This window comes from Blautia sp. HA9023 (genome assembly GCF_056504095.1).
In genome coordinates this window covers 1,017,049-1,029,826 of record NZ_JBWLUR010000006.1, presented here as the reverse complement: position 1 = coordinate 1,029,826, position 12,778 = coordinate 1,017,049, and the positions used below count along the sequence as shown (strand labels likewise).

The 12,778-nt window shown below is 42.8% G+C and carries 14 protein-coding genes and 1 pseudogene; 3 read left to right on the top strand and 12 right to left on the bottom strand.

Going from position 1 to position 12,778, the window contains the following annotated elements:
- Positions 1-205 precede the first annotated feature (205 nt).
- Together AC04Q6_RS08825 and AC04Q6_RS08820 are read left to right on the top strand one after the other, a co-directional pair.
- Positions 206-1,666, top strand: a complete 1,461-nt coding sequence (locus AC04Q6_RS08825) for a nicotinate phosphoribosyltransferase (RefSeq protein ID WP_118071755.1) — start codon at positions 206-208, stop codon at positions 1,664-1,666.
- 71 nt (positions 1,667-1,737) lie between these two features.
- Positions 1,738-2,301: a M15 family metallopeptidase gene (locus AC04Q6_RS08820; protein WP_021975963.1), complete on the top strand. Its 564-nt coding sequence runs from the start codon at positions 1,738-1,740 to the stop codon at positions 2,299-2,301.
- 33 nt (positions 2,302-2,334) lie between these two features.
- Here AC04Q6_RS08820 and AC04Q6_RS08815 read toward each other — a convergent pair whose 3' ends face one another.
- From AC04Q6_RS08815 to ppk1, 7 genes and pseudogenes are all read right to left on the bottom strand, one after another.
- Positions 2,335-2,883, bottom strand: a complete 549-nt coding sequence (locus AC04Q6_RS08815) for a stage V sporulation T C-terminal domain-containing protein (RefSeq protein WP_021975964.1) — start codon at positions 2,881-2,883, stop codon at positions 2,335-2,337.
- 123 nt (positions 2,884-3,006) lie between these two features.
- Entirely contained in the window at positions 3,007-3,504 is a 498-nt protein-coding gene (locus AC04Q6_RS08810) for an EAL domain-containing protein (RefSeq protein ID WP_278278434.1), read from the bottom strand.
- A gap of 14 nt (positions 3,505-3,518) precedes the next feature.
- Positions 3,519-4,289: a GGDEF domain-containing protein gene (locus tag AC04Q6_RS08805; RefSeq protein ID WP_119248204.1), complete on the bottom strand. Its 771-nt coding sequence runs from the start codon at positions 4,287-4,289 to the stop codon at positions 3,519-3,521.
- On the bottom strand, positions 4,256-4,663 hold the full coding sequence (locus AC04Q6_RS08800) for a hypothetical protein (RefSeq protein WP_118071752.1): 408 nt from the start codon (positions 4,661-4,663) through the stop codon (positions 4,256-4,258). The genes AC04Q6_RS08805 and AC04Q6_RS08800 overlap by 34 nt, the downstream gene beginning before the upstream one ends.
- Before the next feature lie 16 nt (positions 4,664-4,679).
- Positions 4,680-4,952, bottom strand: a complete 273-nt coding sequence (locus AC04Q6_RS08795) for a hypothetical protein (RefSeq protein WP_118071751.1) — start codon at positions 4,950-4,952, stop codon at positions 4,680-4,682.
- 23 nt (positions 4,953-4,975) lie between these two features.
- Positions 4,976-5,419 (bottom strand): type 2 periplasmic-binding domain-containing protein, encoded by a 444-nt coding sequence (locus AC04Q6_RS08790; protein ID WP_147343516.1) that lies wholly within the window; start codon positions 5,417-5,419, stop codon positions 4,976-4,978.
- Between the two features lie 105 nt (positions 5,420-5,524).
- Positions 5,525-7,589: pseudogene (ppk1, locus tag AC04Q6_RS08785) on the bottom strand (polyphosphate kinase 1).
- 354 nt (positions 7,590-7,943) lie between these two features.
- On the opposite strand from ppk1, the gene trhA reads away from it, so the two are divergent.
- Complete coding sequence (gene trhA / locus AC04Q6_RS08780) at positions 7,944-8,609, top strand: PAQR family membrane homeostasis protein TrhA (RefSeq protein WP_021975969.1); 666 nt, start codon at positions 7,944-7,946, stop codon at positions 8,607-8,609.
- 60 nt (positions 8,610-8,669) lie between these two features.
- Here the strand turns inward: trhA and AC04Q6_RS08775 are convergent, their stop codons facing one another.
- From AC04Q6_RS08775 to tnpB, 5 genes are all read right to left on the bottom strand, one after another.
- Positions 8,670-9,026, bottom strand: a complete 357-nt coding sequence (locus AC04Q6_RS08775) for a hypothetical protein (protein ID WP_118071749.1) — start codon at positions 9,024-9,026, stop codon at positions 8,670-8,672.
- Positions 9,027-9,236: 210 nt separating this feature from the next.
- Positions 9,237-9,569 (bottom strand): zinc-ribbon domain-containing protein, encoded by a 333-nt coding sequence (locus AC04Q6_RS08770; RefSeq protein ID WP_118063334.1) that lies wholly within the window; start codon positions 9,567-9,569, stop codon positions 9,237-9,239.
- Between the two features lie 256 nt (positions 9,570-9,825).
- Positions 9,826-10,461, bottom strand: coding sequence for a hypothetical protein (locus AC04Q6_RS08765; protein WP_119248206.1), 636 nt, complete (start codon positions 10,459-10,461; stop codon positions 9,826-9,828).
- 29 nt (positions 10,462-10,490) lie between these two features.
- Positions 10,491-11,468: a fibronectin type III domain-containing protein gene (locus AC04Q6_RS08760; protein ID WP_476389642.1), complete on the bottom strand. Its 978-nt coding sequence runs from the start codon at positions 11,466-11,468 to the stop codon at positions 10,491-10,493.
- A gap of 185 nt (positions 11,469-11,653) precedes the next feature.
- Positions 11,654-12,775 carry an IS200/IS605 family element RNA-guided endonuclease TnpB gene (tnpB, locus tag AC04Q6_RS08755; protein ID WP_330384703.1) on the bottom strand — a complete coding sequence of 374 codons (1,122 nt, stop codon included), beginning with the start codon at positions 12,773-12,775 and terminating at the stop codon, positions 11,654-11,656.
- Positions 12,776-12,778: the final 3 nt, after the last annotated feature.

Sequence of the window (12,778 nt, the reverse complement as noted above, 5' to 3'; positions counted from 1 at the left end):
CGGTGTCAATTTTATGTAACCTTTTTCTAATAAAAAAAGTATGAAAATTATCCATTTTTATGCACATCAAAAAATCTGACCCTTCTGTAAAAAAAATTTTACAATCCCCTCCTTTGTGTTATAATAAGCCTTATAAAAAAAGAACGGAAACTACCGTGTATTTTCCTCCGGTCACAATATCCGGAGGCACTTAAAGGAGAACTTTATGCGAGCAAATAACCTTACTCTGCTCACGGACCTCTATGAGCTTACCATGATGCAGGGATATTTCAAAAACCCGACCAACCAGACCGTTATCTTTGATATGTTCTACCGCAACAATCCATGTGGCGGCGGTTTTGCTATCTGTGCCGGACTGGAGCAGATGATCGAATACATCGAAAATCTCCGTTTCGCAGAAGAAGACATCACCTATCTGAGAAGCCTTGGCATCTTTGAGGAAGATTTCCTTGAGTACCTGAGCAACTTCAAATTCACCGGTGATATCTACGCGATCCCGGAAGGAACCGTAATCTTCCCGAGAGAACCAATGGTCAAAGTTATCGCACCGATCATGGAGGCTCAGCTTGTAGAAACCGCAATCCTGAACATCATGAACCATCAGAGCCTGATCGCCACCAAGGCAGCACGTGTATGCCACGCAGCCAAGGGTGATCCGATCATGGAATTCGGTCTTCGCCGTGCCCAGGGTCCGGATGCCGGAATCTTCGGTGCCAGAGCTGCAGTGATCGGCGGATGTGCAGGTACTTCCAACGTGCTGACCGGCCAGATGTTTGACGTTCCGGTTCTTGGAACTCATGCACATTCCTGGATCATGAGCTTCCCGGACGAGTACACCGCATTTAAGACTTATGCGAAACTTTACCCGAATTCCTGCACTCTTCTAGTTGACACCTACGATGTCCTGAAATCCGGTGTTCCCAACGCAATCCGTGTATTCGAAGAGATGCGTGAGGAAGGCATCCAGCTGAAGAATTACGGAATCCGTATCGACAGCGGTGACCTTGCATACCTTTCCAAAAAAGCCTACAAGATGCTGGCTGCTGCCGGTTTTGACGATGCTACCATCTCTGCATCCAGCGATCTTGATGAATATCTTATCGAGAGCCTGAAAGCCCAGGATGCCAAGATCAATTCCTGGGGTGTTGGAACCAAGCTGATCACAGCCGATGACAACCCGGCATTCGGCGGCGTTTACAAACTTGCCGCTGTAAAAGACGCTGACAGTGATACCTTCCAGCCGAAGATCAAACTTTCCGAAAACACAGAGAAAGTTACCAACCCGGGCAACAAGACGGTATACCGTATCTACAGCAAGAAGACCGGAAAGATCAAAGCAGACCTGATCTGCCTGGCAGATGAGAAATTTGATCCGGAAGAAACCATGGTTATCTTCGACCCGGTTGACACATGGAAAAAGACCAAAGTCCTGGGCGGAACCTACGAACTTCGAGAGCTTCTTGTTCCAGTGATCAAAAACGGCAAGAGCATTTACAAATCTCCATCCGTCATGGAGCTTCGTGACTACTGCAGGCAGGAACAGAACACACTGTGGGATGAGTCCAGACGTTTTGTAAATCCTCAGAAAGTATATGTAGATCTTTCCCAGCCGCTTTATGACATGAAAAAAGCTCTGTTGGAAGAAATGAGCGAAAAAACTCTGTAAAAGAAAAAAATCTCCAATCATAAACCCCCTTTCCTTTTCATAAGCTTATGGATAAGGAAAGGGGGTTTTTTATGCACAGAGATTTTTACATCCGTCTGATCAACCGGGAGCATCCTCTGCCGGAAACCTTTGTACCGGAGCATCTCATTGATATCGGTCTGCCATTTGAAGCTGCCCCCGGCGATCCGAAACGACTGCTGGAATGTCAGGCCGCCAGAGCCGCCTCCCAGCTTTTTCACGCCTGCCACCGATGTGGCCTGAATCTGTGGGCAGTTTCCGGATACCGCTCTTTCAGGCGGCAACAGGAACTTTTTACAGGAAGCCCTTTTGTGGCAAAGCCAGGAACAAGTGAGCATCAGAGCGGACTTGCTCTGGACGTTTCCTGTCCTTCCATCCATATGGAACTCTCCGAAAAGTTTTCCGAAACCGGTGAAGGCAGGTGGCTGAAAAAGAACGCTCCGCTCTACGGTTTTATTCTCCGGTATCCGAAAAACCGGGAGGAGATCACTGGCGTCCCCTATGAGCCCTGGCATATCCGCTATGTGACAAAACCGCTGGCCTCCTGGCTTACCATCACCAACCTGACTCTGGAAGAATACCACAACTTTCCCGCGAGATGTTCGCCGCCACCCTGAACAGCAACATTACATCTGCACAGCAGACTTGCTTTACTGCTCCATCTGCCGTCCCAGAAAACTGGCCGCTGTGCGGACAAGAACCCGTTCCTTATCCCCCAGGATCGTTTTCTCATTTTTTCCAAGAAGGATCACGGAACCGATGGCATCACTGGCACACAGGATCGGCTGTATCATTTTTCCGCAGTAAGAATCCATATCTCCGGAAATGACCGATATATTATCCCGACTTTTTCCATCGATCATCTTTCCTTCCCGCCCGGATATAACCATGTCCAGTTCCCGGCTGATCTCTTTTCCTTCCAGTTCCCGGCTTCCGCTTCCTGCTGCCGCCACCACCAGATCACGATCTGTAATACATGCCGCCAGCCCGGTAGTCTGCACCAGTGCCTCCACATATTCCCGGGCAAAAGTATTCAACTCTCCGATGGGCGAATATTTTTTCAGAATGATCTGTCCTTCCCGGTCTGTATAGATCTCCATCGGTGTCCCCTCTTTGATCCGCAGCGTTTTACGTATCTCTTTCGGGATCACCACCCTGCCCAGGTCATCGATCCGACGAACAATTCCCGTTGCTTTCATCTTCTAATATTCCTCCTGTATCTTTTATCTGTTTATCTTTTATCCGTATGGTTATTATGTGAAAAACTGGGAGAAATATGTATAAAAAAAGCCGGGAAAACCTGCTCTTCCCGACTTTCTTTTTTATCTTTTCCTGTTTTCTTCAATGATCTTCAAAGCATCCGGATTAATCGCTCCAGGCGTTGCTGCCGGCCGTGAAAGATAATATCCCTGAAGCAGATCTACCTCCAGCTCAAGAACTTTTTTAAGCTCTTCCGCTGTCTCCACGCCTTCCGCAACAATATACATTCCACGCTGATGTGCATACTTCACAATGTTTGCTACGATCTGCTGTTTATCTATATCCGTATCAATATCACGGATGATCACCATATCCACCTTAATATACTTCGGTGAAAGTGCCAGAAGACTTTTTTCACTGTTGTATCCGCTTCCATAATCATCCAGAGCAACCGCACCCAGAAATCCTTTTGACGTTTTTCTTTCAAGAGCTTCTTTGCTGAGAAGTTCCTGTTCTGTGATCTCAAGAACCAGCTGAGACCGGATATCCAAATATCTCTGCCTGAATTCTCTGCATTCCTCATCTGTCATGTACTCACTTGCAATGGAATTTACAAACAGAAGCTCATCACCTCTTACTTTTCCATTTGCCCGAAGTCTGCAATATCCTTCTGCCGCGCAGAAATTACAAATGCCGCATGTTTTAGTTTCTCCGGATGCTCACGGAACAGTTTTTCACTTTCTCTCTGGAATGCCCGCCTGTTGTAAAGTCCTGTAAGCGTATCATAATCCCTTTCATGTTCAATATTCATACGCTCCCTGGTAACTTTTGTAACATCCTCCACAAGGCCGATCTGCCGATCCGGTTCTGTCTTGATCTCCATGCGGACATATCGTATTTCTCCGCTATTATGGATCACACTGTAAACTCTGGAACCATCTCCTCTAACCGTGTGATGGCAGCTTTTATTATAGGAATCCAAAAATTCCATAAAATCTTTTCCTGTCATTGATTTTTCCGACAGTTCCTTTTTGCCCAGCATAGAAAAAAAGTTATCTGTTACATAAACGCTTTCATTCTCCGATCGAACTTCAAAACCTCCAAGTTCTACACTTGCCATTTCCATGATCCTTAAGAATTTCGTAGATATGGTAAGCATGTCCTGGTTCATCTGCGTAATTGCTCCGGCAAACTGGTCAAGTTCCCGGATTCCCGTGTCGGAAAAGCGGAGCGAAGTGCTGTTATTCTTCTGTGCCTCTTCTACCTCATCAGAAAGTTTCTTTACCGGACGGGCAAGACTGAGGCTGACGATCAGACTGCTTAAAATACCCACCAGTAAAGTCAGCAGAATCGTCATTGACAGTACTTTGATCACATGTCCGGAGAAGGAAAACAGCTGTCCCATCTCCACTGTTCCATAGATGAACTTTTGCTGCTGACACCGCAGATATTTTCAAGAACGATTTCCTCATCTTTCAATGAAGACTTCGTATATGCCAGCATGTAGGTACCGGCGCTTTGATTCTGCAATTCTTCATAGGGCATCTGAATATTCAGATACTCGGTGAGCATTTCCACGCCAAGAACACCATAAACAGTTCCATCATCCAGGATCAGTGGAATTGAATAAGCGATCGCGGACCGATCATCTCCATCCAGAGTGTAGTTCTCCGTAGTCCAGTGTCCATAATCTGCCGCACGCAGACTGCCCTGATCTTTAAACGCTTTCTGAAAAACCGGATATATAAATTTTTCAGTGCTTTCCGCCGAAACGGACATCAGAGACTTCCAGCCTTTATCTGTGGTTTTCCGGTGGCAGGGAATCCGGATCCAGATCACGGATATACAGAGTCGGAATAAAATCATTCTGGCTTCTTTTATCCAGGTCTTCTGTGTTAAACGCTACATAAATTCCTGTAACGGACCTTCGGCGCAGAGCATTGATCATTTTGCTGCAGATATTTTCCATCAGCGGCAGATAAGATTCTTTATTATTTCCGATATCTTCAATTCGGATCTGTCCGGAATCAATAAGGTTCTGTGCCTCCTCATTGACATATTCCTGCAAAGCTGACAGCTCCTGATTGGACGTCAGAACATTTTACTTCCGTCGTCCGAGAAATCTCCCTCTTTCAGATATTCTTCTACATATTCACTTTTTTCTTTATCTGTAAGATAACCGGAAAGGTCTACGAGCATGTCCTTCTGATCCATGGTATAGGCTGTATCTGAGTAAGCCGAAAAAATATTCGGTACTTCGGACGCCCCTACCTCACCATCCGCTGCAGCAAGGACATTTTGTTCCAGATCTTCTGCGGTTCCAAGACTCTTGGTTTCTACGGTGATGCCGTCTTTCTTTCCAACTGTGTCATTAAATTTCTCTGTCAAGTCTTTAAAAGTATCCAGCTGATCGCCATTATAATATGTCCATACTGTAACTGTAACAGGGTCCGACTTTTTTCCGGAACATCCACTGAACAGGGATGCTGCCAGAGTCGCGCCTAACAGACAAAGCACTACTTTCCTGTGTGCCATAAATTCTCCCTTCCGCCTGCACTCATTTGCAGGAACACTGTTTTTATCTTATCACAGTACAGACATATTATCAAAGAAAAACCCCGCTTTTTATATTCTGTTTTCTTATTTCTCCATAACAACAGGAGCTGCGTTGTCATATGCCTGCTCCAGAAATACTTCCTGGGAGTTCAATGGAGCATTATCGGATGGTTCGATCTTATAATTTTCCTTATTGTTCATGGTCCTCGCTTTGCGGTTATCACTGAGCATTGTCACGAACATTTCCTGGATCTGCATCCGGATATCCGGGTCTTCGATAGGAGCTGCAACTTCCACACGGCGAAGAGTATTTCTTGTCATAAAGTCCGCAGATGAAATATAGATCTTTGCCCTCTCCTGTGTTCCGAAAATGTAAATACGGGAATGCTCCAGAAAACGTCCTACAATACTGATAATGTGGATGTTTTCTGTCTGACCTTTTACTCCCGGGATCAGACAGCAGATACCGCGGACAACCATATCAATGTGTACTCCCGCGCAGGATGCTTCCACCAGTTTGTTCATAATACGCTTGTCTGTCAGAGAATTCATTTTCAGCCCGATATATGCCTGTTCTCCAACTTTGGCATGTTCGATCTCTTCATCGATCATGGCAAGTACTTTGTTCTGGAGACATTTTGGTGCCACAAGAAGATGGTCCATATCTTCAACCGTTTCTCCCATTGCCAGTGCCTGAAATACTCTTGCTGCTTCTGTTCCGATCTTCGGATCAGCAGTCATCAGAGAAAGGTCTGTATACAGACGGGCTGTTTTTTCGTTGTAGTTTCCAGTTCCGATCTGTGTATAATATTCCACATTTCCGTCTTTTTTCTTCATGATCTGGCAAAGTTTGGAATGTACTTTGTAACCATCCAGACCATAGATCACATGACAGCCCGCATCTTCCAGAAGTCTGGACCATCCAATATTGTTTTCCTCATCAAAACGTGCCTTCAGCTCCACCAGAACGAACACTTCTTTTCCATTTTCTGCCGCTTCGATCAGAGCTTCCACAACCTTACTCTGTTTCGCTACACGGTAAAGAGTCATCTTGATGGAAACGACATCCTCATCATTGGCTGCTTCATGAAGCATTGTAAGAAACGGTTTGATACTCTCATATGGATAGGAAAGAAAACGGTCTTTTTTCGCGATCTGGTCAAGGATCGGTTCATGGCTGTTAAACATTGGTGATTTCTGAGGAATCCTTTTTTCATAAAAAAGCTCTGTTCTTTTTCTCAGGCCGTCCTGGATCTGGAATACAAAAGAAAGATCCAGCGGGATATCTCCACGGAATACAAAATTCTTGTCCACTTCCAGATACTCGCAAAGTGTTTCAACAACATCTCCGTCCATTTCTCTTGACAGTTCCAGACGGATCGGTGCCAGTTTCTTCCTTGCCTTGATCAGCTCTACCATAAATTCACGGTAATCCAGATCTTCATCGTAAAGAGCGTCTGCGTCAATATCTGCATTTCTGGTAATACGGAGCAGAGATTTTGCCTTGATGTGATAGCCTTTGAAGATTTTTGAAACAAAGTGAAGGATCAGTTCCTCAGACAGCATGTAAGTGCCTGTTTTTCCGGGAACCGGGATGAGGCGCTGGATGCCTGCACTGCTGCACGGAATGATACCCAGTTTTTCCTTTCCTTTTTTTGTTTCCAGAACTACTACTGCATAGATTTCTTTATTTCGGAGAAATGGAAACGGCTGCCTTTTTCCGACGATAGACGGAGAAATAACCGGAGCCACTTCTGCCTCAAAATAACGTTCCAGATAATTGCGGTCTTCTTTTTCGATCTTATGGAAATTCAGCATATGTACGCCATATTCTTCCAGGCTTTCCATGATCTCTTCATAGACCACATTCTCTTTTCCGGTTCAGCTTTTTGGTTCTTGCAAGGATTGCATCCAGCTGTTCCTTTGGTGTCATATTGGTTTTGTTTTCACGGATATCTTTTGCCAGAAGCATCTGATCCACAAGAGATCCCACACGTACCATATAAAATTCATCCAGGTTGCTCTGATAGATCGAAGCAAATGTGAGACGTTCACACAGCGGATTTTCCGGATTCTCAGCTTCCTCAAGTACTCTCTCATTAAATTTCAGCCAGGATAATTCCCTGTTCATGTATATTGTATCTGCCATTTTCTCCTCCTGTGCCACCGTATATTTTTCTTTTTCGGCAGGCTCTGTTATTGTAACGCCGGCATTTGTTCCGCGATATCTGCTTTTCCCCTGATCTGCCTGGAATTTGCCTGCAATGCTACCAGTATAGCTATCCAATATTTATTTCAGTGCAAGACTTTGTAAAATCCCGATTAAATTTTCAGCGAAAAAAAGGCTTGCATTTTCGAATAATAGTGGTATAGTATTTGTATACTTATTATATAGTTTTTAATACTACATGTTATTTTATCAATTTCTACATTGTTATTTGACTGCTATTCCGCATCCGTACAACAGATTCCTGCGGAATATCATACAGGAGGTGTTTTTTATATGAAACTTAAATTAAAAGACCCTGGAAGTGCCATTACTCATGGAATCGCCATGCTCCTTGCAGTGGCCGGAGCTACTCCGCTGATCGTGAAAGCTGCCAGAAGCGCAGATATCCTTCACGTTTTTGCAGTGAGTGTTTTTATCCTCACCATGATCCTGCTTTATCTGGCAAGCACTCTTTACCATTCTGTAAATTCCACCGCCAAGGTGAACCGCCGCCTGAAAAAAATGGATCACATGATGATCTTCGTGATGATCGCAGGCAGCTATACACCGGTATGCCTGATCGTCCTCCACGGCCGCACCGGTTACATCCTCTGTGCACTGGTATGGACTGTTGCCATCATCGGCATGATCCTCAAAGGCTGCTGGATCAACTGCCCGAAATGGCTTTCCTCCGTAATCTATATTGGAATGGGCTGGCTGTGTGTCCTGGCTTTCGTGCCGATCTTCCACAATCTGCCGCGGGCAGGTTTCGGATGGCTTCTGGCAGGCGGTATTATTTACACTATCGGCGGTGTGATCTACGCACTGAAGCTTCCGATCTTCAATGCGAAACATAAAAACTTTGGTTCCCATGAAGTATTCCATATCTTTGTTATGCTGGGAAGTGTATGCCACTTTGTTGTGATGTATTTCTTTGTTGCGGGGATGGGGATCCACTGATCGCACATATTTCCATACGGCACAAAAAATCCGATCCACTTGCGTTGTGGATCGGATTTTTCAATTTGTACTTATTTCGTCTTCATTCCACCAGACGATCACATACAGAACAAAAGATACAAACCAGAATATAATATCACCGGTAAACATCATGATCTCCGGTTTTCCAGTAACGATCATCCGTACAAGATATCTGGAAAAGAATCCGGCGATAAGAACCATTGACAAACGGTTCCTGATTCCCAGGATCTCATATTCCAGATACAGTACAGCCCAGGCAGCCATATATTTCCAGATATACAGAAATGCAGCAAGGTATTGTCCTTTTATATACACTCCATTATATACTGCATATTCCACCAGCAGATATCCCAGGACTGCCAGTCCCATTGCTAAGATCAGCGTAATTATCAGCATTATTCCTGACTGTACTCTTCCCTGCAAAAACATACAAAAGAGCAAAAACAAAATAACGAACGAACCCATAAAAATATTCAATGCTGTACTTATTCTCAGTCGCAGTACAGATAGTCCGCACACAAGTACTGCTGTAATAATGGTAAGGATAATCTGAAGCTGATCAGATTTATTTCCATTTCTCTTTTTCTCCGTTCCTCTCTCTCAGACTCAGCCCTGTATATATGAAATGTTTTTTTCTGCCATGCTGACAGGTTCAGACGTGGAAACTTTATTACTGTTCTGTCGGTTATTTAATGTAACAGCTATGGCACATCCGATAAATATAACCAGCGCTGCTATGGCTATTGCCGTAACCATTGCGTTTTTTTCGGAAGCCTTCTTTGCTTTTTTGTCAGAAGTATTCTCCGTTTCCGGTTTCTGTGGCTGTCTCCAGTAAGTCCGGCCTGTATTGTGTGGAAAATCCATCTCTATTTTCTGTCCACACTCCGGACAAAAACTGGCACCTTCCGGAATGGTACTATTACAACCTGGACATTTCATACGCTGCCTCCCCTTAAGTTCGTATATTACCTGATTTTTTCTCAGAAAACTATATTTCTTCTATCAAAAATATAATTTCGCAAAACAATTCTCTTTTCTCCATGTTATCACAATGCCTGAAGCAAAACCATATAAAATATAGTAAATAAAAGGTATTAAACGCATATCAGCCCAGACCGGTTGCCTCGGACGAGGTCAACATGAAGTCTAAGCTGATATGCGTTAATCGTTGTTATGCATTAATCGTTGCCATTCATCATACTGCTTTCGGAACAAAGACAATATCTACAAAGAGCTTTGTCTCCCCTTCTGTACTCCATTTATATTTTTCTATGATCTGATAATCTGTTTCATCAATCAGTCGTTCTCCTTCATTTCCATTTTCTGTTGGATTTGTTGCTGAATTATACAGATCTGTCTGCATATTAGTATATTCATCTACCATACTCTGAACTACTTTTGCAGTATCATCCTGGGAGCTGTTTTTCTTTGTCTCAATTGTCAAAATTAATAATTTCGCTGTTTCTACAAGCTTCTCCTGAATCCCCTCAGAATTTGCCAGTCCATTTTCATCAAGAACAAATCCCGTCTGAATAGTTGTAACATTTTTTTCAGAATCAAGGAAAAGATTTATATCCATCAGTGAATCATTCGTAGCAGTTTGGATACTTCCACCTTCATTCCAGTATTCACTTTCAGTTTTCTCCGAGGACTCTTTCCACTCCACTGAAGTACCACTTTCTATATAATAATTTGAAAGTATATTTAATATCAGCTGAAACCCTGTACCAGTGAAATTAAATTTCGCCTGATTTTCGGCGGCATTTGCAACACCCGCAAAATTCAACACAAGAATAACTGTAAGTGCCAGTGTTAATATTCTTTTTTTCATATCCTTTTCCTCCTACCTCTGTTTACCTATTATTTTTTGATCGTAATTTTTTTCACTTTGCTCCATGAAGAGTAAACTTTGTTTCTGACATTCTTATAAGTTGCGATCCGAACATAGTATGTCTTTCCTTTTTTCAGTTTTGATAATGTCACTTTTGTTGTCTGGTTCTTACTGATATTAACTGTTGTAACATTCTTTTTAAACTTACTGTCAGTAGAATACTGTATTCTGTACCCTGTTGCTGATTTATTTCTCAGCCATGTAACTTTAACTTTTCCATTTCCTGCATTTGTTACACCTGAAAGACTTGTTCCTGTTGGACGGATTGTAACTTTTTTTGCTTTGCTCCATGAAGAATAAATTTTACTTCCTGCATTTTTATAAGTTGCAATGCGGACATAATATGTGTTTCCTTCTTTCAGCTTTGACAATGTTGTTTTTGTCGTCTGGTTCTTACTGATATTAACCGTTGTGGCATTCTTTTTAAACTTACTATCAGTAGAATACTGTATTCTATATCCTGTTACTGATTTGTTTCTCGTCCATGCAACATTGGCTTTTCCACTTCCCGTGTTAGTCACTCCTGAAAGGCTTGTACCTGTTGGTCTGACTGTAACTGTAATCTGACAGGATGTTTTTTTGTATCTGGCTGTCTCTGCTGCCGTTATTGTAATAACCGCTGTACCTGTAAAATTCTTCGCAATTGTAATTTCTCCACTGCTGTTTACTTTTACAGATTTATTATTTGATGAATATGTCAGCTTCGCTTTGTCATTTACAGTTGCCTGAATCTTTACTTTCTGTTCTTTCGCAGAAACGGTCTTCGTAATATTGGATACTTTAATCACATTATTCTTCTTTACCTGCTGAATTGTAAACGAAGCGCTGACTGTTCCAGTATATCTACCTATTCCGGTTATCATTACTGTCGCTGTTCCAACCTTGATATTATCCGAGTATGTAATCGTATAATCTTCGTTTTCCTGAAGCAGATAATCATCATCCATAACTGTAACTACTGGTGTTTTTGCTTTTCCATCATATGCATAGCTTGTTTTTGGTGATATCCTCCCCCCACCTATAGAGGTGGGGGCTTTCCAACCTCGGCAAGTTTGGTTCTCGTTCGATAGCACTTCTGTGCTAAGCATAAGCGAGCTATCCCCGTGTGTCCCACGGTTGTGTTATGTTAATGTCATGCAATTACCAAACGCATTCCCTCATTTCTGATATTTATCGCCGCATTTACATCTCTATCATGATGGGTTCTGCACTGCGGGCAATCCCACTCTCTCAGGGCAAGATTTTTCGTTTTTGCATTTTTGTAACCACAAACACAACAGGTCTGACTGCTTGCAAAAAATCTATCCACCTTCACAAGCTTCTTACCCTGTTCCTCCAATTTGTATTTCAAAAATGTTGTGAACATTCCCCAGCCGTTATCTGAAACAGATTTTCCAAAATTCAGCGACCGTGACATTGCTTTCATATCCAAGTCTTCTATACATACACAATCATAAGCATTGGCTATCTGCCTTGACTGCTTATGCAGGAAGTCTTTTCGTTGATTGGAAACCTTTTCATGGAGTTTTGCCGCCTTAATCCTCTGCTTATTACGATTACTTGAACCTTTCTGCATTTTGGAAAGCCTGCGTTGTTCTCTCGCTAATTTTTTCTCCGCATTCCTGTAATACCTTGGATAGGCAGGCTCCTTACCGTTACTGTCACGATACAATTCGTGCATGGAAAAATCCAAACCTAAAAAATTTTGCATCTCCTTTTCCTGTACTTGATTTTCATACTCAAAAAGAATACTTGCATAGTATTTTCCGCTTGGTGTCTGACTTACTGTTACAGATTTCAGGCTGTATTCCTCTGGAATAATCCTGTGCTGTTTTAAGTGGACTTGTCCAATCTTAGGCAATTTCAAATATCCGTTAGATATCGTTATGTTCCCATTGATGCAGACCGTGGAATAGCTGTTTTTACTCCGTTTTTTTGATTTGAACCTTGGAAAACCTGTTTTCGGCTGTTTGAAAAAGTTCTGAAATGCCGTATCAAGGTGCCGGAGCGATTGTTGTAATGCGATACTATCTACTTCCTTTAAAAATCCGTATTCTTCCGTTTTCTTCATTGTAGCCATTTCTTTTGCACAAATGGTATATGCTACATTGGTCTTGTTCTCCTCATACTGCCGAATCTTTCTATCAAGCCAATGATTGTATACCATTCTGACACAACCGAAACTCTTAGCAAACAAAATCTTCTGCTCATCATTGGGATATATTCTGAATTTATATGCTCTGTTTGCCACCATGCC